This is a genomic window from Pseudomonas sp. P105 (assembly GCF_032614175.1).
Classification (GTDB): domain Bacteria; phylum Pseudomonadota; class Gammaproteobacteria; order Pseudomonadales; family Pseudomonadaceae; genus Aquipseudomonas; species Aquipseudomonas rhizophila.
Map to the genome: position 1 here is coordinate 3,712,350 of NZ_CP126693.1, position 26,091 is coordinate 3,738,440.

Annotated in this window: 25 protein-coding genes and 2 pseudogenes; 4 read left to right on the forward strand and 23 right to left on the reverse strand. The window is 60.3% G+C overall.

The genetic code is table 11. The annotated features are described in order from the left end of the window. Positions 1-40: 40 nt before the first annotated feature. Positions 41-958: a LysR family transcriptional regulator gene (locus tag QOM08_RS16535; RefSeq protein WP_173406810.1), complete on the forward strand. Its 918-nt coding sequence runs from the start codon at positions 41-43 to the stop codon at positions 956-958. 21 nt (positions 959-979) lie between these two features. Here QOM08_RS16535 and QOM08_RS16540 read toward each other — a convergent pair whose 3' ends face one another. After that, positions 980-2,419: an HD domain-containing phosphohydrolase gene (locus QOM08_RS16540; RefSeq protein ID WP_173407536.1), complete on the reverse strand. Its 1,440-nt coding sequence runs from the start codon at positions 2,417-2,419 to the stop codon at positions 980-982. An 88-nt stretch (positions 2,420-2,507) separates the two neighbouring features. Here QOM08_RS16540 and QOM08_RS16545 point away from each other — a divergent pair. Then, positions 2,508-2,928: pseudogene (locus tag QOM08_RS16545) on the forward strand (esterase/lipase family protein); the annotation flags it as partial. Further along, a pseudogene (locus QOM08_RS16550) lies at positions 2,919-3,143 on the forward strand (GMC oxidoreductase); the annotation flags it as partial. The pseudogenes QOM08_RS16545 and QOM08_RS16550, both read left to right, overlap by 10 nt. Here QOM08_RS16550 and QOM08_RS16555 read toward each other — a convergent pair. The 14 genes from QOM08_RS16555 to QOM08_RS16620 all read right to left on the reverse strand — a co-directional run bounded on the left by QOM08_RS16555 (position 3,059) and on the right by QOM08_RS16620 (position 15,262). Next, positions 3,059-6,013 carry a type III effector HrpK domain-containing protein gene (locus QOM08_RS16555; RefSeq protein WP_173406809.1) on the reverse strand — a complete coding sequence of 985 codons (2,955 nt, stop codon included), beginning with the start codon at positions 6,011-6,013 and terminating at the stop codon, positions 3,059-3,061. The pseudogene QOM08_RS16550 and the gene QOM08_RS16555 overlap by 85 nt on opposite strands. A gap of 215 nt (positions 6,014-6,228) precedes the next feature. Next, positions 6,229-7,275, reverse strand: a complete 1,047-nt coding sequence (locus tag QOM08_RS16560) for an EscU/YscU/HrcU family type III secretion system export apparatus switch protein (protein ID WP_173406808.1) — start codon at positions 7,273-7,275, stop codon at positions 6,229-6,231. Between the two features lie 25 nt (positions 7,276-7,300). Continuing rightward, the gene (sctT, locus tag QOM08_RS16565; RefSeq protein ID WP_047229722.1) at positions 7,301-8,113 is read right to left on the reverse strand and encodes a type III secretion system export apparatus subunit SctT; all 813 of its coding nucleotides are present in this window, start codon (positions 8,111-8,113) and stop codon (positions 7,301-7,303) included. A 5-nt stretch (positions 8,114-8,118) separates the two neighbouring features. Then, positions 8,119-8,388, reverse strand: coding sequence for a type III secretion system export apparatus subunit SctS (gene sctS / locus QOM08_RS16570; protein WP_047229693.1), 270 nt, complete (start codon positions 8,386-8,388; stop codon positions 8,119-8,121). Further along, positions 8,388-9,047: a type III secretion system export apparatus subunit SctR gene (gene sctR, locus QOM08_RS16575; protein ID WP_047229694.1), complete on the reverse strand. Its 660-nt coding sequence runs from the start codon at positions 9,045-9,047 to the stop codon at positions 8,388-8,390. The genes sctS and sctR overlap by 1 nt, the downstream gene beginning before the upstream one ends. Then, positions 9,044-10,102 (reverse strand): type III secretion system cytoplasmic ring protein SctQ, encoded by a 1,059-nt coding sequence (gene sctQ / locus QOM08_RS16580; RefSeq protein WP_052915348.1) that lies wholly within the window; start codon positions 10,100-10,102, stop codon positions 9,044-9,046. Before sctQ ends, sctR begins: the two co-directional genes overlap by 4 nt. Beyond that, positions 10,099-10,575, reverse strand: coding sequence for a hypothetical protein (locus tag QOM08_RS16585; protein ID WP_107322709.1), 477 nt, complete (start codon positions 10,573-10,575; stop codon positions 10,099-10,101). Before QOM08_RS16585 ends, sctQ begins: the two co-directional genes overlap by 4 nt. A gap of 16 nt (positions 10,576-10,591) precedes the next feature. Continuing rightward, positions 10,592-11,914, reverse strand: coding sequence for a FliI/YscN family ATPase (locus tag QOM08_RS16590; RefSeq protein ID WP_047229696.1), 1,323 nt, complete (start codon positions 11,912-11,914; stop codon positions 10,592-10,594). Continuing rightward, complete coding sequence (gene sctL, locus QOM08_RS16595) at positions 11,911-12,504, reverse strand: type III secretion system stator protein SctL (RefSeq protein ID WP_107322707.1); 594 nt, start codon at positions 12,502-12,504, stop codon at positions 11,911-11,913. The genes QOM08_RS16590 and sctL overlap by 4 nt, the downstream gene beginning before the upstream one ends. After that, positions 12,501-13,139, reverse strand: a complete 639-nt coding sequence (locus tag QOM08_RS16600) for a hypothetical protein (RefSeq protein ID WP_047229698.1) — start codon at positions 13,137-13,139, stop codon at positions 12,501-12,503. The genes sctL and QOM08_RS16600 overlap by 4 nt, the downstream gene beginning before the upstream one ends. Further along, entirely contained in the window at positions 13,136-13,918 is a 783-nt protein-coding gene (gene sctJ / locus QOM08_RS16605) for a type III secretion system inner membrane ring lipoprotein SctJ (RefSeq protein WP_047229699.1), read from the reverse strand. Before sctJ ends, QOM08_RS16600 begins: the two co-directional genes overlap by 4 nt. 4 nt (positions 13,919-13,922) lie before the next feature. Further along, the gene (locus QOM08_RS16610; protein ID WP_410479147.1) at positions 13,923-14,279 is read right to left on the reverse strand and encodes a hypothetical protein; all 357 of its coding nucleotides are present in this window, start codon (positions 14,277-14,279) and stop codon (positions 13,923-13,925) included. Positions 14,280-14,381: 102 nt separating this feature from the next. Further along, positions 14,382-14,594 (reverse strand): hypothetical protein, encoded by a 213-nt coding sequence (locus QOM08_RS16615; RefSeq protein ID WP_047229701.1) that lies wholly within the window; start codon positions 14,592-14,594, stop codon positions 14,382-14,384. A 65-nt stretch (positions 14,595-14,659) separates the two neighbouring features. Then, positions 14,660-15,262: a type III secretion protein gene (locus QOM08_RS16620; protein WP_410479078.1), complete on the reverse strand. Its 603-nt coding sequence runs from the start codon at positions 15,260-15,262 to the stop codon at positions 14,660-14,662. 166 nt (positions 15,263-15,428) lie between these two features. Here QOM08_RS16620 and QOM08_RS16625 point away from each other — a divergent pair, with 166 nt between their 5' ends. After that, entirely contained in the window at positions 15,429-16,208 is a 780-nt protein-coding gene (locus QOM08_RS16625) for a tetratricopeptide repeat protein (RefSeq protein ID WP_305466210.1), read from the forward strand. Positions 16,209-16,219: 11 nt separating this feature from the next. Here the strand turns inward: QOM08_RS16625 and QOM08_RS16630 are convergent, their stop codons facing one another. The 8 genes from QOM08_RS16630 to QOM08_RS16665 form a co-directional block, all read right to left on the reverse strand. Further along, positions 16,220-16,645, reverse strand: coding sequence for a hypothetical protein (locus QOM08_RS16630; RefSeq protein ID WP_047229703.1), 426 nt, complete (start codon positions 16,643-16,645; stop codon positions 16,220-16,222). Between the two features lie 13 nt (positions 16,646-16,658). Next, positions 16,659-17,993, reverse strand: coding sequence for a type II and III secretion system protein family protein (locus QOM08_RS16635; RefSeq protein ID WP_410479079.1), 1,335 nt, complete (start codon positions 17,991-17,993; stop codon positions 16,659-16,661). Beyond that, the gene (gene sctV, locus QOM08_RS16640) at positions 17,993-20,131 is read right to left on the reverse strand and encodes a type III secretion system export apparatus subunit SctV (RefSeq protein WP_410479148.1); all 2,139 of its coding nucleotides are present in this window, start codon (positions 20,129-20,131) and stop codon (positions 17,993-17,995) included. Before sctV ends, QOM08_RS16635 begins: the two co-directional genes overlap by 1 nt. Further along, positions 20,128-20,463: a tetratricopeptide repeat protein gene (locus QOM08_RS16645; protein WP_047229706.1), complete on the reverse strand. Its 336-nt coding sequence runs from the start codon at positions 20,461-20,463 to the stop codon at positions 20,128-20,130. The genes sctV and QOM08_RS16645 overlap by 4 nt, the downstream gene beginning before the upstream one ends. Then, positions 20,460-20,822, reverse strand: coding sequence for a hypothetical protein (locus tag QOM08_RS16650; RefSeq protein WP_047229707.1), 363 nt, complete (start codon positions 20,820-20,822; stop codon positions 20,460-20,462). The genes QOM08_RS16645 and QOM08_RS16650 overlap by 4 nt, the downstream gene beginning before the upstream one ends. Then, a complete protein-coding gene (locus QOM08_RS16655; protein ID WP_316911827.1) occupies positions 20,819-21,763 on the reverse strand; it encodes an FHA domain-containing protein in 945 nt (314 codons plus the stop codon). The genes QOM08_RS16650 and QOM08_RS16655 overlap by 4 nt, the downstream gene beginning before the upstream one ends. A 126-nt stretch (positions 21,764-21,889) precedes the next feature. Further along, positions 21,890-22,051, reverse strand: a complete 162-nt coding sequence (locus tag QOM08_RS16660; RefSeq protein WP_163006721.1) for a hypothetical protein — start codon at positions 22,049-22,051, stop codon at positions 21,890-21,892. Between the two features lie 593 nt (positions 22,052-22,644). Continuing rightward, complete coding sequence (locus QOM08_RS16665; protein WP_316911828.1) at positions 22,645-26,001, reverse strand: type III effector HrpK domain-containing protein; 3,357 nt, start codon at positions 25,999-26,001, stop codon at positions 22,645-22,647. Between the last annotated feature and the right edge of the window lie 90 nt (positions 26,002-26,091).

Below are 26,091 nucleotides of genomic sequence, written 5' to 3' on the forward strand. Positions count from 1 at the left end.
GACAAACCTTTATGACCAATCCCGAAATTCAGGACAATCCATGCCACAAGATCGTTTAGGCCTCAGTGAGCTGGACGCTGTTATAGCGGTCGCACGCAGGGGCTCGTTTCGGCAAGCCGCTATCGATCTCGACGTCTCCACCACCGCGCTGAGCAACACCATCGCGCAACTGGAAACCCGCCTCGAATCGCGGCTGTTCAATCGCACGACCCGTAGCGTGGCCATCACCGAAGCCGGCAGGATATTTCTGGAGCAGGTGGGGCCAGCCTTGCAGGATCTGCGTGCTGCACTCGATGCAGTGCGATCGCATAACGCCGGGCCCTCGGGTACGCTGCGTATCAATGCGTTCGCCAGCGCTGCCCGATCGGCGCTCCTGCCACTGGTGATGGAGTTCCTGCAGCAGCATCCAAAAGTACACATCGACCTCGTCACCGAAGGCCGTCTGGTGGATATCGTGGCTGACGGCTTCGATTTCGGCGTGCGCTCAGCAAGCCTCGTTCCGAACGACGTGATTGTCGTCCCGCTCGGCCCTCCGCAACGGTACGCGGTGGTCGGTTCGCCGGCGTACTTCGAAAAACACGGTAAACCGCGAGCGCCATCCGAGCTGCTCCAGCATCGCTGCATCCGCGTTCGACTACCGAATGGAGCGATTTTCCCGTGGCATTTCGAGCGGGACGGGGAAGTGACTCGCCTCGATGTGAACGGGCCGCTTACGCTGGATGAATCCAGCGTGGTCAAGGTGGCGGTGCAGGAAGGCATGGGGCTCGGTTTTTTCATGGAGCAGGACGTTCACAACGAAATCCGCACCGGACAGTTCGTGCGGACTCTCGAAGACTGGACACCGCCCAGAGACAAGCTGTGCCTGTACTACCCGAACCGCCGCAACCCCAGCGCGGCAGCCAAGGCATTCATCGACCTGGCACGCGCCAGTCAAGCCGGTCAGGACGGGCTCGCCTGATTCAAGCCAACCCGACCTGGCTCAGGCAATCAACCCCAGTGTCAGTCCCTTCAAGGTAGCGGCTGCCCGGGTCGAGCATTCCAGTTTGCGAAAGATGCTTTCCATGTGCGTGCGAACCGTGCTCGGACTGATGTCCAGCAGCCGCGCCACCTCCTTGTTGCTGGCGCCACGGCTGATCTCCAGCAGGATGCGGCACTCCCGAGTCGTGAGTAACGAAGCCTTCGGTTGCCGCATCCGCCGCTCGCCACCTGCGGCGGCAATGACTGCTTCGCAAACATCGTTGTCGAACAAGCCATTGCCAGCATCCTGTTTGAGCAGCCTGGCTGCATCCGCTTCGCCGTAAGCCGATCGCCATGGCCTGGCTTCCCTTAGCGCGACCCAGGCTACCGATGTGGCGAACAGGCGATGCTCGGCACTCAGCGCATCACCCGCCACGCCTCGAAAATAGCCACTGCCGTTGAGCCGTTCATAGGCATGGGCTGCAATCTCTGCGGGCACAGCCAGTTCAGTGATAGGTCTAAGCGCCTGTTGCGTCCAGTAAGGGACAAGGCGCACCCGCTCCGCAGCGCTGTATGGCAGCGTTCCTGCGGTATTCCACAGGTGGTTCGAAACGGCTGCCCGGCCGAGACCGTAGATGAGCGCGGACTTGCCAATGTCTGTCAAAGTCGGTTCACGCAGCCCCCACAGGCGTGCAGCTTCCACGGCGACATGCGCGACCTGCCGCGAATGCCCTGCCAACCACGGCAGCTTCAAGTCGATTATGTCTCCCACCAACGTCAGTGAGACGCAACGCTGCTCATGCCCGTGGTCAACGGTTTTCCACAGCGTTTCCAGATCCGCCAGCCAGTCCTTTGCGTTGTCCAGAAGCAACGATACCAGCGACGCTGGATAGCGCCGATCCGACTGTTCTCTGATCCAGCGTAGCGCCGCATCCAGACCGTGTGCACGACTGAGAATATCCAGATCACCTGCAAGTACTACCTGATAGGCGACCTCCGGAATGTGCTCATGGGTCAGACCCAGCGGCCGGCCAGTGCCGTCGTAGGTTTCGAACACGCGACACAGGCCCGCCTCGACGGTGGCACCGAGCTGGAGGGTTTTGGCAATGGCTCCAGACACCTCACAGTGCACAACGGCAAGCGGGGTTGCCTGATGCACCGCGTTCATTTGCTCATTGCCCAGCGTCAAATCGAGCATCGCGCGGCGGCCATCGACGTCGTCGCCCAGCAGATCCGCAAAGCCTTCGGCATTGGCGGTGCAACCGGACCAGCGCAGCAAGGCAACCTGTTCCGCTACCCTCAGGTGCTCACCGTCGCCGTGCTGGGCCTGCGCAAGCATCCGCGCCAGTGCGGCAACGCGCCGGGAATGACCGAGAGGTTGTCCCATGCTGAGGTCACCGACCTGGGCGATCGTCGCCAGTGCCCCACCCAGGGAGATGTCCAGTTGCAACTCACTATCCATGAAAAATGTCCCGGGGTCGGCTAATTGACCGATGCCCACATCGCAGGCCGGTCAGCGGAATTTGAACTCCCGAACAGGAGCTCATCCAATGAAAACAATCAAATCGAAAATCGCTACCGTCGCTTTTGCCCTGGCCGGTACCTTCACCGCAAGCGCCAGTCACGCGCAGGATACAACGCCCTCCGTGGTGATCGTACACGGCACGTTCGCCGACGGCTCCGATTGGGCCAAAGCGGTGCCACTGCTCCAAGCCCAAGGGGGTGGCCGTTACGGTTGTGCAAAACCCGCTCACCTCGCTTGCCGACGATATTGCCGCGACGCGCCGCGCCTTGAACAACCAGCAGGGCAAGGTGGTTCTAGTCGGGCACTCTTGGGATGGCACCGTGATTACCGAGGCCGGTAGCGATCCGAAGGTCAGCGCGCTGGTGTATGTCGCCGCCTTCGCGCCAGAGACCGGGCAAACCAGCGGCGAACAAGGTAAAGGCGCGCCCACGCCCCCTGGCACCAGTCCTGCTCCGCGAAAATGGGCCGAGACACGATATCGGTGGTCGACCATCAACTGCGCGTATATGGCATCGATAAACTGCGCATCGCTGATGCCTCGATCATGCCGCGAATTACCGCAAGCCAGCACAGCCCTCAATCGGTTTGCGGCCAGTCCTCGTCGGGAACGTCACTGAAATCACCGCCCTCCACGCCATCGATTTCGTACTGTGTCAGATAGTCGCCAAGCAGGTCGCCGAAGTGGTCTTGCTGAGTCTGCCGTTTGCCCTCCGCAATAAGGCCCGGAAGCAACAGGGCAACCGCGCCGACGCCTGCCGCCACGGTGCCTAGGACTCCAGCCAGCGGGGCCATCGCCGCCCTGACTGCCAGATGGCCAAAAAGGCCTGCGCCGCCCTCAATCGCTGATGCCAGGCCTGACAATGACGCCAGTGCGCCTGAAGTGATGCTGATACCACCACTGACGGGGTCGCCCTTGCGAATCGACTGAACGCCATCAAAGATTCCGTACGCACCCGCAACCATGCCGGCCAAACCGCCGATACCCTTGGCACCGCTTTCAAACTTGTCGGCAGTGCCAGTGAGAGATTTTATGGGGTCGTCGAAAAAGGCTCTGATTTTCGGATCAAGATCAATGTTTCCTTTGTTTTTCAGGTAGCTTTTCAGGTTCTTGGCACCACCCTCGGTGAGCAGGGTCGTCGTCATGACCGATCCGGTGGTGATGTCTATGATGTTTCGTTCGGTCAGGTTTGCGCCATTCTGAGCGCCTTTGGCGATCGTCACGCCAGCCATGAAGATGCCGCTAACGCCATGCAGTCCCCCTTTGTCAGACAAGTTCTTGAGGTCGGGGTTGAGCCAGGACGACTTCAATTCCGCAAGCGACTTTGTGCCTTGGCGCAGGATGTCCCAATTCGAACGGACACCCGCGACGATCTGATCAGCCGTTGCGACGGTGCCATCCGGATTGGTCACGAGTTCTGGATTGGACTGGATAAGCGTCTCGGCCATCGTCCTGACTTTTGCCTCGTCAAGCTCGTCACCGCCATTGATACCCAGGGCTTGCTTGACATCCTCGAAAGTGCCGTCTTTCATGGCGTTGTCGCGCCCGATCCGGCTGAAATTGTCGTTCAACTGCGGGTCTAAACCTGCGGTGACGCTGGGATCCAGCGCCGCGTTGTAGAGCGCGACCTCCGCGGAGAAGGTGCCGACCGCTTCTTCGAAGGTGCCCGTTTTCATCAGTTCTTCCAGTCGCGTCCCGGAAGCAAGCGACTGCTCGTAATAATCCTGGAACGCCTGGGCATGCTGAGAGGCAGCGAGCCCCTTCTGAATTTCTGCCCGATCATTGATGCCGAGCGCTTCCTGATAAAGCGTTGCCGTCGAGAAGTATTCGGCCAGCACCGCCTGTTGGTCGGTGCTGCCGTCTTTCGTATGCTTTTCCCATAGCGCATCAAGAGCTGCACCGGACTTGATGTCATCGTAGTTTTTTTGCACCGAGTCCTTTAACCCAGGAACTGCCTCAAATAGATTGGCCATCTGCGTCGAGGTGGTTTCATTAAGAAATTTGACCACCTCGGGATCACTTTGTAGCTGCTCAATGTGGCTGTTGACATCGGCAAGCAGCTTGTTGGGATCTGGATGGCTGCGCACAGCGTTGGCGATGGACACCTTACCGTAGTCATCACTCCACAGACCGGCAGCCGCACCGTCGATGATCAACTGTCGCGCCTTGAGCAGATCCTGTAACACCGCAGCCCGCTGTTCGGCGGAATAGTTGCCAGGGTTTTCAAAGACGTCCTTGCCCAGGTCACCGGTATCAATGCCGGAGACCCCACTGGCATTCGCTACCTGGTTGATGAACAGCAGAGCGTCTCCAGCGGTTTTGGGGCTGGAGGCCTTCAACCAATTCTGGATGTCGCGCTTGTCGAGCGCGCCATCGGGTTTGCTCTCCAATGGTTTCCCACTGGTTTCAAGCGTTTCGAACGCCCCCGTCTGCGACCAAAAAGTCAGGGCTTGCTTCAAGTCATCGCTGATGTTCGGGTTTTCATCCAGGTACTTCTGCAAGGACTCACGCGTCAGGTATTTACCGCTCTCCGTCCGATCGCTGATCTCGTCGAAGTTCTCCAGCAGCAGCGCCGAATGCTTCGCAAGTTCCAGGGAGGTCGCGTCAGCATTCGGGGAGGCTTTCAGAAAGTCGTTATAGGCGCCGATGTCTTCGGCTTTGACAGCAACAGGTCGTAGCCATGCATTCAGGTCGTTACTGCTGATTTTGCCGTCGGCCTTGTTGTTGTGTGCCTTGGTATCAAGCAGGTCAAAAAATCCTTTGTTATCGAGCAGGAACTGCGCCGCCTCGCGATCTTCTGCGCTTCGATTTTCATCGGCAGCGTACTTCCTCAAATCCTTGTCACTGACAATGCTGTCGGAGGCGTTCCAGTCGTCCCATCGATCACGGATCGTGTCGATGATCTCGCTGTTCTGCTCGTAAAACTTGCTCTGGTAGCCTTCCTGTTTCCAGACCACCTGGTTGTAGAGGTCGGGCGTCACGTCCTTCGAGACATGGATCTTTTCGCCATTGATCGTCAGGCGGATAAAGCCTGTGTGTTCATCCGGGGGCAAAATTTCTGCGCTCGCCAGTGTTTCTGCTGATAGAAGTGCGCCATCTGCGCGCAACAAAAAGCCTTCGTCGTTACCTTTTTGCAACGCATCAACCTTGGCGAAGTAATCAGGCGTCGCCTCTTTGCTGATGGTGAATTCATTGCCCCCTTCGTCTCGCGCGGAGTACGCCGTCACCTCGCCATCCACCCACCACCCCATGAAAATCTCGAGATCCTGGAGCGGTACGGTTTCGTCGTTGCGTAACGTACGTCCATCTGACTGCTTCAGCGTTTCTGCGATGGCGCCGCCCGCTTCTCGCAACGCCAAGAGCACGCTCTCAGGCAGGGACGGCAAAACTTCTTTGTCTGCCGCACCGCGTGGGTCAGGCTTTTTATCGCTGATTTGCATGCGGGCCGCGCCAAGCATTTTCTCAAAGCGCTGACCCGCTTCAAAATCAGGGGATTGGCTATCTGTGGGGCGGGCATTGCTGTCGATTCGCAAGGGGACGTCCTCCTGACAATGGCGCCGATAGCGCTAGAGGAATCAACTTTGACCATTGAACATTGCAGGGGAATGACTCGGCTCGAATCGCAACCTTAAACGCGCAAAAGACCCGATAGATCGGGAGAGCAGTTGGACGACCAAACGTCATGCCGGTTTACAGGGACTTTCAAACTCGCTCCGTCCATTTGTGAGGCACTCACCAGCAGGTACGCTCAAATCAACCGAGCGGCCACCAGGATATCCGCCACTGCCTGGAAGGTGTTATCCGGCACAGGGTCCCCCGGCACTGCCCGTCGGGCGATGTCCTTGGCCAGGACGGTATCGAGGCTATGGGCAATCCCCAGGCCCCGGGCCTGCGCAAGCAACTGCGCCGCGTCCTCGCGCTCGGCCTTGCACACCACCACCGGTACCGGAGTTTCGCCGCGTACATAACGTATACCCACCACCCAACCAGGGTCGGAGCCGACCATCAACGATGCACGCCCCACGCCCAGCTTGGTGGCCAGGGCTTGCATTTCCCGACGTTGGCGCTGGCGCTCCTGCTTGATCACCGGATCGCCGTCACTGTCCTTGCGCTCACGCTTCTGTTCGCTGCGGGTCATTTTCATGTCACGGCCAAACAGCCAGCGCTGCATCATCACGTCTGCCGCCCCGACCAGCAGAAAGGCAGCCAGCACGGTGAACACCAGAGGCTTGAGTACCAGGTAGAAAGTTGATTCGATGCAGCCGGCGCCGCAGCGCGACGACTCCATCAGCGCCTGCAACGCCCCACGCCCGATCACGTAGAACGCCAGCCCCAGCAGTACGACCTTGATCACGCCCTTGAGAAATTCAACGAAACTGCGCATCGAAAAAATGCGCTTGAAGCCATCGATCGGATTGATACGTTTGATGTCCGGTTTGAGGGGTTCGACCGAGAACACCACGCCGCGCATGCTGATGATGTTGGTCAGGATCACCGCCCCCACCGTCACGGCCACCACCGGCAGGGTGAGGTTGATGAGCAACTGCCCGGCGATGTCCAGCACCCGTGGCCAGGCGGTGTGAAAAGGTTCGATGTAGATCAGCGCGATCAGGTCCAGCAACGCGGTGATCTGTGCCTGGGCCTTGGGCACCATGATCGAGATACAGAGCGTGCAAAACAGGATGACCATGCCGGAGACCAGGTCCTGACTCTTGGACACCTGGCCTTTCTTGCGCGCCTCGCTGAGCTTCTTGCTGGTGGCCGGCTGTGATTTCTCTTCGCTGCTATCGCTCATGGACGCTTCGCCCGAAACAGGGAAGTCATACCGAATCGGCCAGCGTCTTCAGGAGCTCCACCGTACCGCGGAATTCGCCGAGTTGCTCGATCATCACCGGAATCAGGAAGCTGATGTAGACCACCATCAATACAGTGAAGAACATATTTTTCACCGGCAGCGACAGATCGAAAATGTGCAGGTTGGGCGCCATGCGCGACAGGTAAGCGAGCATCAGGTCAGTGACCAGCATGCAGATGATCAGCGGCCCGACCATGATCACGCCGATGCGGGTCACCTGGTCGAGAATCCGCAACACCGCCATCAACGCCGAACTGGCAAACAACGGTGTGAACTCGGTCACCGGCCATAACAGGTAGCTGTGGTAATAGCCGTCGACCATCATGATGAACCCGCTGGACATGAAGAACAGGGCGATCAACATCACCGTCAGCAAGGTGGCCATGACACTGGACTCGCCCGATGACAAGGGATCCACCAACTGGGCCATGGTCGAACCGCGTTGCAGATCGACCAACTCGCCGGCCACTTCCGCCGCCCAGAACGGGATGCCGAACAGCAGTCCGATGAGGATACCGATCAGGAATTCCTTGATCAGTAGGCCGGCCAGGAAGAACCCACCATGTTCTGGCAGTGCAGTGAAAGCGCCATACACCGGAACAAACATGGGGATGGCAATGGACACCGCGACGCAACTGCGGATCATGCCGGTCAGGCCCAGGCGGTTGAAGGCTGGGGTAATCACCACCACGCCCATGGCGCGGCTGGCGGACAGTGCCGCCGAGCTGATGACCGGATAGGCGACTTCGATGAACTGGTTGGCAAGCTCGATATTCATGCCATTCAGCGCGTCCACAACGGGAAGTTGTCCAGCACCTGATTACCCAGTTCCACCACCTGGCTCGCCAGCAACGGCCCCACGAACACGATCGTCAGCAGCACCGCCACCAGCTTGACCGCCTGCGGCAGGGTCTGGTCCTGGATCTGGGTGAGTGCCTGCAGCAACCCCACTCCCAGGCCGACGATGATCGCAACAGCCAGTGCCGGGGCGGACAACAGCAGCACCGTCATCAGCGCCTGATTCATCAACGAAAGAAATACATCCTGGCCCATCAGGTGCCCCCATAGCTAAGAATCAGGCCATGCATCAAGCGCGACCAGCCGCTCAAGGCGACGAACAGAAAGAGCTTCAGCGGTATGGAAATCAGCGTAGGTGAAACCATGGACATGCCCATGGCCATCAATACGTTCGCCACCAGCAAATCCACCACCAGAAAGGGAACGTACAGCAGAAAACCGATTTCGAACGCCCGGGTCAGTTCGGAGCTGACGAACGCCGGCACCAGCACCACCAAGTCATCGTCGCGCAGATCGGCCCGGGCTTCAGGAGACCAGATGGTCTCCGTGGCCTGGATGAAAAAACCACGCTCGCTTTCGTTGGCGAAACGCGAAAGGTGCGCCTGCAATGGCGGCCTCAGTGCGTCCCCGAAGGCAGTAAGTTGCTCGATGCTCTCGATGTTGAGATCACGGCCCTGCACCTGCCGGTACATGTCGCCCAGCAACGGCGTGGTGACGTAGACCGACAGGATCAGGGCGATGCCGTACAGCACCATGTTAGGCGGTGTCTGTTGCACGCCCAGGGCGTTGCGAATCAGGAACAGCACCACGGAGATTTTCATGAAACCGGTCAGGGTCACCACTGCCAGCGGAATAAGACCGATGGTGGCGACGACCACAATGATTTCAATCAGGTTGGGCTGGTAGCCATTCATGACGCGGCGATGCTCAACACGCGCACGCCCAGGCCTGGACCGATCCTGACCAATTGCCCCTGGCCGACGCGACGCCCGTTTATCATCAGGTCGACGCTGTCCTGGCGTTGCTCGGTGAACGACAGCAGGCTGCCCTCCCCCAGTTCGCGCAGCTGCGCCAGGGTCAACTCGACACTGCCGGCCTGGCAAACCATTTTCAGTGGCAGTTCGTCCAAGCGCGAATCCAGGTTTCGCCCGTCAGCGGTTTCACTCATGGTGGGTGCTTCGTTCACAGAAAATTCCTTGGAAAGATTGATGCTCATCGGTGTTTCAAGCAGTGTCAGCCTGGTGCCGTCCTGGCCGGCCCGGGCGTGCAGACGATGGTTCACCACCAGCCGCACCTGGCCCATGGGCCAAGGATCGAGCATCACCACATCGCCCGGATTGAGGCTGCGCAGCTCGCCGACACTCAGCTCGGCTTCGCCGGCCTCGACCGCCAGCCACAGGAGCAGGTCTGTTAGCGCATGGGGAGCCGGCGGTGCATACCGATCGAGCCACTGCGCGACCTGCTCGCCAGCGTTGGCACTCAAGTGCAGCACAACGAGCATGGACGAGCCGTCGAGCTGGACTTGGGTGACCAGGCGCAACGGGCAAGGTTGCGCGGCCAGGGCGGCGTGAACCGGGTCGGCGTGGTCAATGAAACGCATCGATTGCCCGGTCAGGCGCTCCAACGGTTCGATCAGACTCAGCAGGGCCAGCTCCAGCAGCATCGCGCCAGGCAAGGTTTGAAAGTCCAGGGCAACGGGCACACCCAGGGCGTGCAGCGCCTGCGCTGGCAGGTGCAGCCTGATGGCCGACGCGTCGCCCTCCTCGCCCAGCCCCAGCAACAGCTCAACTGCCGTGACGTCAGGTTCGGCAACGGAGCCCCAGCGCACGCCAATCACCTGGCCTGCGCATTCTCCCTTCCAGGTTTCGCGGCTACGATGCAGGCGATTGTGCAGGTCCACCCATTGGGGGTCGACAGGCGTCAATTGTTCGGCAAAGGGTGTCCAGAGTGGGTCCTGGTGACAGCTCACGCACGGCCTCCGATAGCAGCGCGAGGAATTTCGTCGGCCTCCAAACGGTGTTCGTCGACAAGGCGCTCGACGCGCTCGCGGCCTTCGAGCAAGGTGTCGCAGGCTTGCGCCTGGCGCTGTCGAGCCACATGGGCAACCCGAAACACTTCGCGCTCGTGCTCGTGGATTTCCAGGGTGCGCGCCACTTCACTGACGCTCACTTCCAGCTTTCGCTGTCCGCCCTCGTACAGCTCCTCCAGATGCTCCTGGGCCATACGCCAGTCGCTGATCGACATGCCTTCGCTGATCGAGCCGTAGATGCGCTCGGCTTCACGGGCCAGGGCCTCACGATGCAGGCGCAGGTTTTCCTTGGCGTCATCCAGCGCCACGTTGGTCTGCCGGCAGCGTCGCTGCTGAGCGACCAGTTGGCTGGACGCACGTTGCTCACGCAACTTGCGCAACGCTTGAAGGCTACGCATGTCACTGGTTTTCATAAGACCTCCATGGTTGTCATGCCATCACCCTGCGCATGTGTTGCAGGGTTTCGTTGGGGTTGCTTGGCTCGTTGGCCCCTTGGCGCAAGAACGCTTCAATGGCGTCATGCCGCTCAATCGCCTCGTCGGCCAGTGGGTCGCTCCCGGCGGCGTATTCGCCGACCCGGATGAGCATTTCGATCTCGTTGCGCCGCGCCATCAGCTCGCGCATGCGCATGGCCAGGTGGCGTTGCTCGTCGCCACACACCTGGTCCATCAACCGGCTACGGCTTTGCAGCACATCCACCGCCGGGAAAAAGTTGCGTTGCGCAAGTTCGGCGCTGAGCACGATGTGCCCGTCGAGGATTGAGCGGGTTTCTTCAGCCACCGGGTCCATCGAGGCATCGCCTTCTGTGAGCACGGTATACAACCCGGTGATGCTGCCGGTCTCGCCGGGGCCGGCGCGTTCAAGCAGGCGCGGCAAGGCGGAGAAAAAGGAGGGTGGGTAACCGCGACGGGTTGGCGGCTCGCCCACCGCCAGGCCGATTTCACGCTGGGCCCGGGCAAAGCGGGTCAGGCTATCCATCAACAGCAGCACGTTGCGGCCCTGGTCGCGGTGATATTCGGCCAGCGCAGTGGCAACAAAGGCGGCGCGTACCCGCTCGGCAGCCGGACGGTCGGAGGTGGCGACCACGGCCACGGTACGCGCCCGGGCCTCGGCGCCCAACTGCACATCGAGCAGCTCGCGCACTTCACGGCCGCGCTCACCGATCAGGGCGATCACGATGACATCGGCACTGGTATTGCGCACGATGCTCGCCAGCAGCGAAGACTTACCCACCCCCGGTTCACCGAAGATGCCCATGCGCTGGCCCTGGGCCAAGGTCAGCAGGCCGTCGATGCTGCGCACCCCCAAGGACATCGGGTGGGCAATCAGTTGGCGGCTGAACGGCGCTGGAGGCTCGGCATGCAAGGGGTAACGCTGCAACACGCCCAGCGGCGGGCTGCCATCGAGAAATTCGCCCATGGGGCTGATCACCCGGCCCAGCTGCGCATCGCCGACGCTTACCCCCAGGGTCTCGCCGGTGGCGATGATTTCGGTGCGGGTCGACAGGCCGTCCATCGAACCGATGGGCGAAAGGATCGCTTCGTCATCTTCAAAACCAATGACTTCGGCAGCCAGGCTGCGGCCGCTGCCGGGTTCGCGCAACTGGCACAGTTCACCGATGTGCACACCGGCGACGCTAGCGCGCAGCAGCACTCCGCGGATACTGCGGATGGTGCCCTTCATGGGGCGCGGTCGGGCATTGGCCAGACGTTCGGTCAGGCGCGGCAGCAGGTCGTGGGGGATCGTGATCATGGCTGTGCCTCGTCGGCAAACGGCAGCAGGTTGCGGCGCAGGTTGAGCAACTGGGCTTCAAGCCCCAGCTCCACTGAACCCACCGGACTGCTCAGCCGTGCCTGACCACCTTGCAACCGATCGTCCGGTTCCACGGCAATCGTCGGCAAGCCGTCCTCTTGCAGTTTGAATTGCTGACGCACCGCTTCGGCGTCCTGACGGGAGACGAACAGGGTCAGGGCCTGATCCTGGCGGAACGCCCCCAATGCCTTGCGGGCGCAACGCATCACGCGCTCGGCATCGTCCATGTCATCGAGTATTTCGCGCACAATGCCCAGCGCCAGATCGGCCAGGGACGTTTCCAGCCCGGCCAGCCAGGCATCGATCCTCAACGACGTTTCGCCCAGCAGTGCGCTGACCTGTTCGGCACCCTCCCGGCGCCCGCTTTCAAAGCCTTCGGCATGGGCTTGTTGCAGCCACTGCTCACTGTCTTGCCTGATGGCCTCAGCCTCGTCACGGGCAGCCTGCAGGAAGGCGTAGCCGTCTATCCACAGGTCTGCCTGTTCGGCACGCAGAATACGGGCGGCAGGACGGGTCGGGAGCTCGCTCATCGGGTCCCCTGCTCCTCAAGCTGTGGAAGGTTCGAGGCGGCGCTGCGCACGATGGCCAAAGCATTGGCCACAGGTGTGGCACTTACCGGTCCGCTCTCAACTGGCAGCTCGGCAAAACGCAGGCGCAGCCAGGGCCGAAGTGGCGCTGGCTGGGCGCTCAGCCAAGCGGTGATGCAGCGGGCGCCATCATGGTCGATGGCTTCAAGCAGTTCGACCGGCTGGCGCAGCAAGTCGGCACCGCTGCCCAGGGCACGGTTTGCCAGGGCCAGGGCAAACACATCACTGCCCAGCAAATAGCGCAACTGGTTGACCACATCGCCACGGATCTCGCGACTCAGGGTGGTGCTATGCAAAATCGCGCCACACAGACGCGGCAGGCGCTTGAAGGCCTCGGGAGGCAGCATCAGAACCGGTAGATCGTCGACATCGGGCAGTGGCAGGCTACCGGGAGCCTGCAGCTCATGACGGCTGAGCAACAAGCGTATCAATCGCGCCTGGAAGCGCGGCTGTTTGCGCAATGCGCTTAGCGCACTGCCGGAGGTCTCGGGGAAGCACGCCGCAAGAGGCTGCGTGCCGACGAAATCCAGCGGCTGCTCGAGCAGGTTTTGCCACTGCGGCAAAGCGGCGGCACTCATTTCACGTCCTCCAGCTCATACAAGGCGCGGGAGGCGCGTCGTTGCCAGTACTGCCAGCCCAACACACCGACCATCGACAGCGCGGCCAGCAGCAGGACGCCGAACAGCATCCGGGCACGGGGCAGGTTGTCTTCGAGCATCCATATGCCCAGGAAGCTGGCCAGGCGCGGCTGTGCGTTGGCCCGGCCGCTGCCGGTGGCGGCCTTGATTACCGTGACCGACACCCCTTCGTAGCTCAAGCCGGAGATGCCGTTGGCCACCAGGGTTTTGATCTGCGGGATCAGGGGGTTGATGTCGGTATTGGGGTCGTAGCGCACCAGCACTGAAGCCGACGACGGGGAAATCACCCGTTTGAGCAGGTCATTGTCGGGCAGCACCACATGTACCCGGGCAGAAACCACACCGTCGATCAGCGAGACGCTGTGCGAGAGTTCTTCACTGAGCGCGTAGACCATCTGGGCTCTTTCCTGCACGGGAGAAGACACCAGGCCACCACTCTTGAACACGGCGCCCATGTTGGAAAAGGTTTGGCCCGGCAAGCCAGCTTCGTCGAGCAGGCTCATGGCCTCGGCAAAGCGTTTTTCGTCCACCACCACGGTGAGTTGGCCGTTTTCCTGGACCTTGCGCGAGGCCGGCACACCCTCACGCAGCAGCACTGCAACCATGGCATTGGCCTCACGCTCGCTGAGGTTGGTGTACAGGTCGATATCGCAGCCCTGCAGCATGCAGGCAAAGGCGAGGACAATCATCAGGCGCACGGCATGGCAACGGCGGAACATGGCTTTATTGACCTTTCAAGAGCGTGTTGGCTGCGCCGGAAATCTGCGTCGCGCCACGAACGACCATCTGAGTTTCAATGGAGTAATCGAACATGCGGCCCAACGATTGGACGATCTGGTCGACCTGCTGATCGCCGAGCTTTTTCCCCGACTCGCCCGCCGCCCCCTCAGGAAGTGACGCGAGCGATTGCGTGCCGGGAGGAGCCACAACGTTGCCAGCCGTCGGCCCATTGGTCAGCGCATCGGCACGCTTGGCGAAGTTTTGCGAACGGTCGATGAAACCGTTCAGGCGCTCCATCAAGCCTTCGCCAATCTGGTGCGGACTGGCGCCGGCAGGCATGCCCTTGGCGCTGTTTGTCATGTGTTCGAACAAGTTCTGGGAGGCCTGCAAATCGACCTGCCCTCCTGACGGCGGCAGCGCCGCCGTGGCTGTTGTTCCGAGACTTACAGTCATGGCGTGGGCCTATTCGTCATCATCCGACTGGGCTTCATTCAGGATTTCCTGGGCACGAGGCATGATGATGAACTGGCCACCAATCGTGACGGCCTGAGTGATCAGGGCCTCAGTGAGTTCTTCATCGCTCAGCTCGCTCTTGGCGTTGTCCACCGCTGCATTGAACTGCGCTTCGGAGTGAGCAGTGACAGCGGTATTTTCGCTGATGGGGGTAACTGACATGGTGGTTCTCCTTGACGGGGTTGATGACAGATCGATCGGTTAATGGAGCCTACAGGCGAGTGCTTTCACTCTTGTGTCACTGCACCGCCCCTGAACACACGCACGCCGCGCTCGCGAGTCGTCGTCGCCATCGGCGTCGGCGTAAGCTGCTGGTCGAAGTGTTGCTCAATCATGGCCAGCCAGGCCGGCGGCCCGGAAACGAACAACTCATCGCCATCGGGTCCGGTGCGCACCGACATATGCGTGCCGTAGACATCCCGGCTGGTGACGTAATCCTGCAACTGCTCCAACTGCCGGCCCTGGGCTTTGAAGAGTCGCGTATCGGTTTCGGAGTCGGCGGAGAGGTAAAGCACATTGCCGTCGAAGTACCACGTCAAACCGTTGAAGTCGCACAGCGCCGTCAGGAAGTCGCCGGCGGTCTCGGCACGTATCCGGCTGCGCGATTTGCCGCGTACCTTGTCCGACATGACGACGCTCAGGCCCATGTTTTGGCCAAACTCTTGCAGCGCGGCGCGTACGTCCTGCTCGACCAGCACATAGGCATAGGGCCGAACGAACCAGTCCGGCTGCGGGTTGGCATCGTCGACTTGCGTTTGATTGGCGGCCAGCAGGTTAAGCGCGATCACCATCAGCGCCACGCCGATCGCCGCCCGCGACACCTTATGCATGAAATCGCCCTCCGCCGCCGGCCTGAAGACACGCCCCGAACAAAAAACGGGCACTCTTATGGATGATGTCAAGAAGATGACTTAAACGTCGGTCAACCTGTCCGGTCTGAGTGGTCAACACTCCTTGGTTTTGCCCACTGCAAAATTCGCCGAAAGAGCTCTGTTCATGCCAAATCGTTTTGCCTGCACATCGTTGTTGTTTGCCAGCATCACCCTTGCTTCCTGCGCCCACCAACCGGCCTCCGATGGCAGCTACCAGCGCTACATGCAACTGGCCGGCGACCTGCAAAAGCGTGGTGATGCGGGATCTGCCGCAACGTTGTACGAAAAAGCCACCCAGGAACCGGACGCCCGGATCGACGCTTGGTTGAAACTGGGCGAAGCGCGCCTGGCCAGCGGCGATGCGCGGGCCGCCGAGCGCGCCTACCAGCAAGCGCTGGAACGCCAGTCCGACAATGCCGCGGCATTGCTCGGTGTGGGCACTGCCCAACTGCACCAGGGCAAACTGGATCGAGCGGTGACTTCCCTGACCCAGGCCAGCGCGGGCAACCACCCCGAAGCGTTCAATCGCCAGGGTGTGGCGCAGATGCTGCGGGGTGAGCCAGCAGCGGCCCAGGTGGCATTCAGCCAAAGTCTGGTCCTGGCGCCCACCAACCTGGACACTCAATGCAACCTGGCACTGGCCTACGCTTTGGGCGGCCAGTCGCAACAGGCGCTGCAAACCATCAAGGAGGTTCGCGACTCGCCCCGCGCCCAAGCCAGTCACCAACGCAACGCCCTGCTGGTCATGGTGCTGGCCGGCCGCGAAGAGGACCTCAAGACTCAAAACCTGGAAGACATCACGCCCAAGCAATACGCCCGGTTGCTGACAGAGGCCCGACGCATCAAGGCCATTCGGGACCCTGCGATGCAGGCCCGGGAGCTGGGGTTGGTCGGCAGTCGCTGAGCCAAAAGGTTTCATTGGCCCTCCTGCTTGTCGGCCTTGGCCTGCTGTTCGGCCAGCCGGCGACGCAGCTCCTCACGGTCATAACCTTCGATGTAAACCTGGGCCGCCCGGCCCACCGGCGCGGCCATCGTTGGGCCGGTTGCCCGGCCCTCGATCACATCCGAGCGCTGCTCCACCATCTGCAGCAGCGTCCGGTTATTCGCACAACCGGGCGGCAGCCGGCGCACGTAACGCGCATCATCGGTATAGAAGTTGTCTTCGACCGGCGGCTCTAAGCAAGCCACCGGCACCCACTCAATCCGCCCATCGGCGTGGGTGAACGCCTGGTAGTTCGGTGAATAACTCACCGGTTCAAGCTGGGTGTTGCATGCGGTCAACAGCACGAGCGCGCCGAACGCCACAGCGACCAGGGACAGATGGGACGATTTAGGGTTCATGCTCGCTCCTGGCTCAATTGATGTAGAAACCGAACATGTCACTGCTGCGCGGCCCACCAGACGCATGGGTCGCGCCCTCGGGCTGAGCATCGAGCGGCGTGGCCACGCTGCGGGTGCGAACCGGTTCCACCAGGTACGGCGTGATCAGAATCACCAGTTCGGTTTCGTTGCGCTGGAAGCGCTTGGAGCGAAACAGATTGCCCAGGATGGGCATCTCGCCCAGCATCGGCACTTTCTCGATGTCCTGGGTGCTCTCGCGCTGAAACAACCCGGCAATGGCGAAGGTCTGGCCGCTGCCAACCTCGACGCGGGTATCGGCACGCCGCACGCGGAACGAGGGCACCTGGTAGCCGCTCACGTCCACAGTGCTGGAGCCCATCAGACTGCTGACTTCCGGGCGCACTTGCAGGGCGATGCGCCCGTTGGGTAGCAGGGTCGGGTTGAACAGCAGCGAAACACCATAGGGTTTGTATTCGATCCCGACAGTGTCGCGGTTGACCGGAACAGGCACCGCGACCTCGCCTCCGGCCAGGAAGCTGGCTGTCTGGCCGGTCATGGCGGTGATGTTGGGTTCGGCGAGGATTTCCAGAATGCCGTTACTTTGCAATGCTTCAAGCATCGCATCGATGTTGACATTGCCCGAGGTCAGCCCGGCGCTAACCACATTGGAGGCACCAGACGTCGCACTGGAGGCCAGGGCACCGCCCGTCAACAGGCCAAAGGAAAAGGTACCGTTGTTGAAAAGGGCATTCCAATTCACGCCGTAGCGCAGCAACTCCGAGCGCGAGACTTCGGCGAAGCGCACCCGCAGGTTCACCTGGGCCGAGCCCACGTAGGAGGCCGTGTTGAGGGCCGAGCCCAAGCCCTGGCCTTCGGTGTTGAGCAGACTGTTGAGGTCGGTGGCTTCACCGACACTCTGGACCATTCCCTTGGCCACCATGCGATTGCCGGCACCGCTCACCTGGACATTGCTTGCGGGGTGCAGGTCTTTCATGGACCGCGTCACGGCCTGGGTGCCGCTGTTGATCGCCAGGCTCAGGCTGGCCAGTTCCTCACCCTCGGCGCTCAAGGCAATCAGGTTGGTTTGTCCGGGCGCCTTGCCGAACACGTAGATCACGCCAGGCGAAACCACCCGAAGATCGGCGATGCCAGGGTCTGCGACCAGCACCGACTCGACCGGATCCTGGAAATGCAGGATCCGCCCTTCGCCCTGGGCCAGGTCCAGCGTGGCCCGGCTGCCCGGAGCGATGGACTGTGCGCTGGCCTGTTGCGCCAGCAGTACAAATGACGCGGCAGCGATCCAGAAGCCGACATAGACAGGGACGCGAAACAGCGCAAAACACATCATCAAGCAGTCGCCATTGAAGTAAGGGAAGCGCCGTCGGCTGTCCGGCGGCCGGTCGTTTCAGTCAGGCTGATGGAACCGATGGCCTGCAGGTTGTATTCGCCGGCCAGCTCACGGAATGACAGCACCGCCAGCTCCAGCTCGCCCCGCACCACCAGTCGACGCAGGCTGCGACGTAACTCGGGATGCACCAACAGGACGGTGCGATCCCCCTCGGCCAAGTCCTTGCAAACGGCACGCAACTGGATCAGCAATGAACGGCTGGCATGCTCATTGAGCAACTCGCGAGGGTTATCGGCACGGCGCAGGTAAGCACGCAATTGTTCTTCCACCGCGGGGGTCAGCACGAAGGCGGTGATGACCCGGTTGCGGTCGGCGTACTGATGGCTGATCTGCCGCGCCAGACTGGCGCGCAAGTGGTCGGCCAGGCGCGCCGCATCCGGCTCGCGGGCGCCCCACTCGACCATGGCTTCGAGCAAGGCGCGCTGGTTGCGAATCGATACACCCTCGGCGACCAACAAACGCAGGGTTTCAGCCAGACGCTGCAAGGGCACGCTGCGCGCGACTTCCTTGACCAACTCGTCATAGCTGGCTTCCATGCGCTCCAGCATCCTGCGGGTTTCCTGAATGCCCAGAAAGGTCGCGGCATTGCGGCGCAGGCTGCGCTCGAGGATGGCCCGCAGGACTTCAGCGGCGCTGAGAAAACCGATACCGGCCTCCTCCAGCAGCGGCTGGTGAGTGCGTTCAATCCATTGCGCCGGGCGACTGTGCAACGGCGACGGTGCCTCCAACGCATGAATCTCCAACAGTTGAACGTGCACCAGATCGTCCTTGAGCATCAGGCAATCAACCGGTATCTCGCCCTCGCTGATGGGCACGCCTTCGAGTTCGACCGAAAAGCCGTTGGCGGGCAGGCTGCGGTCGATGTAGATGTCCGGCACCGGCACGTCGATCCCCAGGTCGCCGCGAATCTCATGGCACAAGGCTTCGATGCGCTGGCGCAACGGCAGTTCTGGCGCAGCCTGGGCCAGCGCCAAGCCAATGCTCAGCAGCACGCGGCTGTCCAGTGGCTTAGCCAGGGTTTCGTATTGTTCGAGCGGTTCGTCTTCGAGCGCCGCGACTTCGCTGGCGCCTTCGACCACCTCTTCCCGGGGCGCTTTGTCGCGGCGGTAGATCATGAACGCGGCAACGCCCAGCAAGGCCGACAGCCCGATAAACACGATGACCGGAAAGCCCGGCAACAACGCCACGCCCAGCAGGATAAACGCGGTCAAACCCAACGCGTGGGGGCTGTATCCCAACTGATGGAAGATCTCGTTGCCTAGGTTGCCTTCGGTCGTGCCACTGTTGACCCGGGTCACCACCATACCGGCCGCGACCGAGATCAACAGCGCCGGGATCTGCGCGATCAGGCCGTCACCGACGGTCAGAAGCGAATAGGTGTGCGCCGCATCGGCAAACGACATATTGCGCTCGACCATGCCGATCATCATGCCACCCAGCAGGTTGACCGCCAGAATAACGAGGCTGGCAATCGCATCGCCCTTGACGAATTTCATAGCGCCATCCATTGCGCCGAACATCTGGCTTTCCCGCTCCAGACGCGAGCGTCGTCGGCGGGCTTCATGCTGATCGATATCACCGTTGCGCAAGTCGTTGTCGATGCTCATCTGCTTGCCTGGCATCGCATCCAGAGTGAAGCGCGCCGCGACCTCGGCCACGCGCTCGGCACCTTTGGTGATAACTACAAACTGGGCCACGGTGATGATCAGAAATACCACCAGACCGACCACGACCTGGCCGGCGATGACGAAATCGCCGAACGCCTTGACTATGTGACCGGCGTTGCCATCGAGCAGAATCAGGCGCGTGGTGGTGATCGACAGGGACAGGCGAAACAAGGTGCTTAGCAAAATCAACGGCGGCAACGCCGAGAATTCCACCGAGTGCTTGATGTAAAAGGCGACGATGAGGATCAGGATGCTCAGCGAGATGTTCAGGCCGATTAGCGTATCCACCAACCAGGTGGGCAGTGGAATGATCATCATCACGATGGCCATCAGCATGAAGGCGACAACGATCACGTCACTGCGCTGGGCGGCCATGCGGGCCAATGCATTGAGGCGGTCGAGGAACATTATTGCGCGGCTCTGCGGGCGGTCAGATAACGTTTGAAACACTGACGCGCCTCATCTTTGCGGCCACCGCTCCACAGCGCACGACTGCGCAACAGCAACAGGCCGCTGGACTCGCCTTCCAGTTCGAGCAGGCGATCCAGCGCCGACAGGGCACGCTCGGCCTGGCCGCTGTCGGTAAAGGCCATGACCAGATTGCGCAGCAGCGCAGTGTCGGCGGGCGTCATCTGGACGGCGATCAACAGCAGCACCAAGGCACGCTGCGACTGGCCACTACGGCGATAGAGCTCACCCATGCCCTTGAGCAGATCGACGCAGTCCTGCTCTTGGCGATTCATGACTCGATCACCTGGGCACGTTGTTCTTCGAGTAAACGACGCAGGTCGATTTCTTCGCTGATGAGCTCATGGGCCAACGCTTTGATCTCGGGCTCCGCATCGAGGGTGGGGATCACGTTGTCCAAGACGTATTCGAGAATCTCCATCGAGCGGCGACTGCCGAACAACTCTGCGGTCATGCCCTCAACGATGCCCGACTGTTCAATGTCGGCACGCAGCGAACGACGTGCCGACACCGCGCGCTTGCCCAGCACCGCATCGAAGCGTCCATCTTGGCGCGCCTTGGCCGGCTGAAGGCTTTCTACCGCAGGGGTTCTTTCGGCGGTTGCCGGTAAGGGAGCACCAGGATCAATTCTCATAAGGTTAACGTGAACCTTTCTTCACCGCGGGCGAGAACCACCTCATGGTTCTCGATGCGTTCGAGCATCCAGTTATCGGTCAGGGCGGCCCCCGGATACAGGCGTTCACCGTTGTCGTTGATCACGTAAGGGTTATCGCCGAACCACACCGCTTGAAAACGCACGCGAGGCTTGGCGATTTCTTTACGTGCCACCACCTCGGGGAGCAACATTACCTTCTGGCCAAAGCGGCTATCGAAGGCTTGCTGCAGACCCAGCCACTGGCTCTTCTGGGTCGGGCCATAAAAACCATGGGCACTGAGCTGACCATCGATTTCGCCGACCTTGATGTGGCGCAGGCCCAACGTGCCAAGCTGCTGCTCGAGCCAAGCCCTGGCCTGCGCGACGGTGTTCGTCGATTCAGGGTGCACGGTCGGTAGAGCGACCTTGTCGGCGGTGCTCAACGCCAACGGCGAAACCGACTCGTCCCGAAAAGCAAAAGCGCCCACGCACAGGAACATCAGCAGCAACGCGATGAACCACCGTGTCTTGTGCTGGGGGGGCGATGTGATCGCAGCCGCTATCGGCTCCAGGCTCGCGGTGCCGTGGCTGAGGGTCAGGCGGGCCTTGCCGATGCGGATATCCACGGGCAAGTGCGCTCGATGCCCCTTGCCTATGGGAATCAGAATTTCCCGGGCATAGGGACCACGCACGAACACATCGCCGCCCATTGCCTCAACGGCCACCTGGCCGTCGGTGAAACGTAGCGCCACATGACGCTCGACAATGCCTGCGTCGCTGAGCAGCAGATCAGCACTGGCGGCGCTGCCAAGCAGGTAGGCGGGCTTCTCCAGGGACAGGCAAACCCCCTGATGTAAACCGTGGGTGATACTCAGCACTGGCAGAGCCTTGTCCGTGGCCGCGACGACTGGAGTCGTGGCGAAAAAAGTCAGGGCTGTCATGGTGTATTACCGGAATAAGGCATGCGGAGAGGCACCCGTGAGGCACAGGTGAAGCTGTCGTTTTCCAGATTTAGCACCGCAACCAACAAGCATGCAGGCAGCCGTCGGGCTGCCTGCATGACGGCATCAGTTCTGAGGCCGTTGTTTGGTAGCGTCGAGCTCAGCTTTCTTGGCCGTGGACAGCTCGGTGATCTTGGCCGATTTCTCGATCGCCATGTTGAAGGTGGCTTCCATCTTAGCGATAGCCGAGTCAGCATTGCCGGAACTTACTGGGGGAGTTGTGCTCATGTTGTTTCTCCTAACGTAAGAAATATTTGAGCCGCCAAGCGGCCAACTAATGTTGCCAAGCGAAGAGTAAGGGCCAAACATTACAGTTCAACGTCTAACACGTGTTTTAATCTCAGCCCCCCCTCACTATATTGGCCGAATGAAAAACAAGAACTGCATCACACTTGGGGAATATTTTGCTTGGCAGAGGAAAGTTAAATCACGGCGTGCAGAGACTGTCGCAAGCCCTGCATTAATTAGGCTAAACCGCACCACCGCTCAAATCAGTACGCCACCTGACACCTCTGGCGAACAACTACTTACAGGCTTTGCGCAGACGGCATAAACAGCGCTTACACCGACATTCAAAGCTCGAGATAAAATAAAATAAATATCTACGGAACTTTTTCCGAGTAAACACCACGCAACTCAGCATTGATGGCCAGTTGCAATCAACTTCACACAAATTCAGTTACGTTTTACTGCCCGGACAGCACCGGTCTTTTACACGCGCACACTCGCCAGTGCCCTGATTGCCCCGAGCGATGCCTTGAGGCAATCGCCCGGGGGTTATTCCACACGCCATGCCGCATCAGCGGTCGACTGGCCCGGCGTCATGAAGCGATGGTGCTATCTTCGCCCGGCCACTCCTCGTAAGGGATATCCCAGATATCGCCTTGCGGCACACCGTCGATTTCGTACTGGGTCAGGTAATCGCTCAAGGCATCCGAGAATTTGCCCACCCGGGTCTCCTGCTTGCCTTCCTCGATCAAGCCCGGGACGAGCAGTGCCAGCGCGGCCACACCCGCCGCCGCGAAGCCCAGGCCACCGGCTATCATCGAGATACGCGAAGCGGCAATCGCCGAAACGCTCATCGCACTGGCGCCCACCTCAGCCACCGAAGCCAAGCCCGCCATGATCCCCAGCGAACCGGCCGTGATATTCATGCCACCGGATACCGTATCGCCTTTCCTGAGCGCCTTGACGCCATCGAAGATGCCGTAGGCACCGGCAGTGATAGCGGCAATGCCACCGATCCCCTTAGCCGCGTTTTCCATACCCTTGAGGTTGGCAGTCACGCTTTTGAGCGGATCGTCCAGCTTTTTGCCCAGATCGCCGAGCCGATCACCTGTCAGCTTGCCTTTCACATCCTTGAGGTAATCCTGATAGTTTTTCAGGCCCCCTTCAGCCAGAAGCGTGGCGGCCTGCACTGAGCCGGTGGCAATGTCGACGATCTGCCGCTCGGTCAGCTTACCGGCGTTGTTGGCGCCTTTGGCGATGGTAACGCCGGCCATGAACAGCCCACTCACACCGTGTAGGACGCCTTTGTTGGCAGCGTCCTTGATCGAGGAGTCTTTGCTGAATACATCCAACGCATCCAGGGTCTTGGTGCCTTGGCGAAGCAGGTCCCAGTCGCCCCTGAAGTTAGCAAGGATCTGGTCTGGCGTGGCGACGGTGCCGTCGGCATTGACCAGCATCTGCGGGTTTTCCTTGCTGATCTGCTCAATGATTTTCTTGACCTTCTCCTCGTCCAGCTCACTTCCGCCATTGACGCCGAAGGCCGCCTTCATGTCGTCGAAGGACGCATCCTTGAAGGCATTGTCCTTGGCGATCCTAGTGAAGTTATCGTTGAGCTGTGTGTCGAACTTGCCGGTGAACTCGGGGTCCAGCGCCGAGTTGTAAAGCGCGACTTCAAGGCTGAAGGCACTCATGGCTTCGTCAGGGGTATGCTCCTTGAGCAACTCATTCAGGCGATCGCCTGAAGCCAGCGACTTCTCGTAAAAGCTTTCCAACTCCGCATTCGCCTTGGAGCCTTTGACGGCGGCCTGGATCTCACCGGCATTATTGATGCCCAGCGCGCCCTGGAGGGTCTGCGCGGTACCGAAGAACTCGGCAAGAATTTCCGTGTGAGTCGTCTTGCCATCCTTGGACTTGGTCTCCCACAGGGTATCGAGTGACTTGCCGGACTTGATTTCGTCATCGTAGGTTTTTTGCAGGGACTCCTTGAGCCCCTTGTTATCGTCCACCAGCTTGGTCAGCTCACTGGAGCCGTGCTCGCTCATGTATTGACTGACCGCAGGGTCACTTTCCAAGATACTAATGTGCTTGTTGACATCGTCCAACAGCTTCTGGGCATCGGGATGGCTGCGCACCTTATTGGCAATCGTGACCTGCGACTTGTCATCCCTCCACATCCCGGCGGCGCTGCCCTGGATGATCAACTGCTGGGCGGCCTTGAGATCCTGAAGAACAGCGGCTTTTTCCTCTGCCGAGTATTTCTCCGGGTGATCGAACACGTCCTTGTTCAAGCCTGCGGTATCGACCCTGGCCAAGGCATTGTTGCCAGCGATACCAGAAAGCAGTGCGGTCACGGAGGTCGCATCCTTGGGCACGTTGGCACTCTTGAGCCAACCCTGGACATCACCCCTGCTCAGTTCACCATCAGGATTCTTGTCCAGTGGGTTCTTGGCGTTATCGATGACCTTGAACGCACCTGGCTGAGACCAGAAATCCAGTGCCTGCTTGGTCTCCTCGCTCAGCTGTGAATTCTGGTTCCTGTACTCCTTGATGTCGTCAGCAGTCAGGTACTTGCCCGCACCGGTCTTGCCCTTGATCGCCTCAAAGTTTTCATCGAGGATCGCTGCGTACTTGGCGATCTGCTGCGACGCCGGATCGGCATCTTTGTTGGTCTTGAGGTAATCCTTGTAGCTGGCGATATCATCGGTTTTCTTGAGTTCCGGCAGAGTCGAAAAGCCTCCCTTGCCGAAGTCCTGCAGCCGCCCCGCCTCGGTGCCGTGCTTGGCTTCGCCACTTTTGGTGAAACCGTCCACGCTGCTGTTGAACACATCACCACCGGACTGGGCATTGCCCTTGTCATCGAACATCGTGATGCGATCCAAGACCTGCGCAGCCCGGTAGGCGGCGTCGGCGTCGTTCTCGTAATCGCCGACCTGGTCCTTGAGCATGTCCTTGACGCCACTCTGGTTGCCTAGGTTCTTGAGCAGCGGGTTGTCTTCAATGATGTCTTGGGCCGAGCGCTTATCCTCTTCCGGACGCTTCCAGACGATGCCAACCTTTTCCGCCTGCTCGCGGGCTTCCTTGTTGTCGCCGGCCGACGACGAATCCTTGATTTCACCCTTGAGGGCAGAAAACCCCATCTTGCCGAAGTCCTGCAGGCGACCGGCTTCGGTGTCATGCTTCGCTTCACCGCTCTTGGTGAAACCATCGACACGACCGTTGCCTACGTCCTTGCCAGCAATCTTGCCTCCTTCGCCATTGAGGGTCTCGATGTGCTCGAGCACCTGGATCGCCCGATAAGCGGCGTCCGGATCATTTTCGAAATCGCCGACCTGCTCCTTGAGCATGTCCCTGACACTGCTCTGATTGCCGAGGTTCTTGAGCAAGGCATTGCCATCGATGATGTCCTGCGCGGAGCGATCATCGCCTTCAGGGCGCTCCCACTTGATGCCCAAGGCCTCGGCTTGTTCGCGTACCTTGGGATCATCGCCGGGCTTGGACAGATCCTTGAGCTCGCCTTTGAGGTGCGAGAACCCTTGCCGGCCAAAGTCCTGCAGGCGACCCGCCTCAGTGCCATGCTTGGCGTCGCCGCCCTTTGTGAAGCCGTCGACCCGGCCGTTATCGATGTCCTTGCTGGCGATCCGTTCACCACCTTCATCATATTTTTCCACGTGCTCCAGCACCTGCTTGGCACGGTAGGCCGCATCGGGGTCAGTCTCAAAATCGCCGACACGGTCCTTGAGGTTATCCTTCACATCGCTCTGGTTACCCAGGTTCTTGAGCACCGGCGTGTCGTTAATGATGTCCTGGGCCGAGCGGTCGTCGCCTTTTGGCCGCTCCCATTCAATGCCCGCGTCCTTGGCCTGCTTGATCGCCTGGTCCCAGGCTTCGGCAAGTTTAGGGTCTTGCGGCTTAGAAGTTATGCCTACAAAACTGACATCTTGAACGGACATGAAAGACTCCTTTTTCTAGGGTATGGACAAGCGCAGAGGCTGAACAACTGCAGCAGATCAGCCAGCAAAAATACGCCTGCTTAGAGGTGC

What these genes read in the sequence shown, in the direction of transcription:
- QOM08_RS16535 (WP_173406810.1), top strand. Translation starts at nt 41, where the DNA reads ATGCCACAAGATCGTTTAGGCCTCAGTGAGCTGGACGCTGTTATAGCG.
- QOM08_RS16540 (WP_173407536.1), bottom strand. Translation starts at nt 2,419, where the DNA reads ATGGATAGTGAGTTGCAACTGGACATCTCCCTGGGTGGGGCACTGGCG.
- QOM08_RS16560 (WP_173406808.1), bottom strand. Translation starts at nt 7,275, where the DNA reads ATGAGCGATAGCAGCGAAGAGAAATCACAGCCGGCCACCAGCAAGAAG.
- sctT (WP_047229722.1), bottom strand. Translation starts at nt 8,113, where the DNA reads ATGAATATCGAGCTTGCCAACCAGTTCATCGAAGTCGCCTATCCGGTC.
- sctS (WP_047229693.1), bottom strand. Translation starts at nt 8,388, where the DNA reads ATGGGCCAGGATGTATTTCTTTCGTTGATGAATCAGGCGCTGATGACG.
- sctR (WP_047229694.1), bottom strand. Translation starts at nt 9,047, where the DNA reads ATGAATGGCTACCAGCCCAACCTGATTGAAATCATTGTGGTCGTCGCC.
- QOM08_RS16585 (WP_107322709.1), bottom strand. Translation starts at nt 10,575, where the DNA reads ATGAAAACCAGTGACATGCGTAGCCTTCAAGCGTTGCGCAAGTTGCGT.
- QOM08_RS16590 (WP_047229696.1), bottom strand. Translation starts at nt 11,914, where the DNA reads ATGATCACGATCCCCCACGACCTGCTGCCGCGCCTGACCGAACGTCTG.
- sctL (WP_107322707.1), bottom strand. Translation starts at nt 12,504, where the DNA reads ATGAGCGAGCTCCCGACCCGTCCTGCCGCCCGTATTCTGCGTGCCGAA.
- QOM08_RS16600 (WP_047229698.1), bottom strand. Translation starts at nt 13,139, where the DNA reads ATGAGTGCCGCCGCTTTGCCGCAGTGGCAAAACCTGCTCGAGCAGCCG.
- sctJ (WP_047229699.1), bottom strand. Translation starts at nt 13,918, where the DNA reads ATGTTCCGCCGTTGCCATGCCGTGCGCCTGATGATTGTCCTCGCCTTT.
- QOM08_RS16610 (WP_410479147.1), bottom strand. Translation starts at nt 14,279, where the DNA reads ATGACAAACAGCGCCAAGGGCATGCCTGCCGGCGCCAGTCCGCACCAG.
- QOM08_RS16615 (WP_047229701.1), bottom strand. Translation starts at nt 14,594, where the DNA reads ATGTCAGTTACCCCCATCAGCGAAAATACCGCTGTCACTGCTCACTCC.
- QOM08_RS16620 (WP_410479078.1), bottom strand. Translation starts at nt 15,262, where the DNA reads ATGCATAAGGTGTCGCGGGCGGCGATCGGCGTGGCGCTGATGGTGATC.
- QOM08_RS16625 (WP_305466210.1), top strand. Translation starts at nt 15,429, where the DNA reads ATGCCAAATCGTTTTGCCTGCACATCGTTGTTGTTTGCCAGCATCACC.
- QOM08_RS16630 (WP_047229703.1), bottom strand. Translation starts at nt 16,645, where the DNA reads ATGAACCCTAAATCGTCCCATCTGTCCCTGGTCGCTGTGGCGTTCGGC.
- QOM08_RS16635 (WP_410479079.1), bottom strand. Translation starts at nt 17,993, where the DNA reads ATGATGTGTTTTGCGCTGTTTCGCGTCCCTGTCTATGTCGGCTTCTGG.
- QOM08_RS16645 (WP_047229706.1), bottom strand. Translation starts at nt 20,463, where the DNA reads ATGAATCGCCAAGAGCAGGACTGCGTCGATCTGCTCAAGGGCATGGGT.
- QOM08_RS16650 (WP_047229707.1), bottom strand. Translation starts at nt 20,822, where the DNA reads ATGAGAATTGATCCTGGTGCTCCCTTACCGGCAACCGCCGAAAGAACC.
- QOM08_RS16655 (WP_316911827.1), bottom strand. Translation starts at nt 21,763, where the DNA reads ATGACAGCCCTGACTTTTTTCGCCACGACTCCAGTCGTCGCGGCCACG.
- QOM08_RS16660 (WP_163006721.1), bottom strand. Translation starts at nt 22,051, where the DNA reads ATGAGCACAACTCCCCCAGTAAGTTCCGGCAATGCTGACTCGGCTATC.
- QOM08_RS16665 (WP_316911828.1), bottom strand. Translation starts at nt 26,001, where the DNA reads ATGTCCGTTCAAGATGTCAGTTTTGTAGGCATAACTTCTAAGCCGCAA.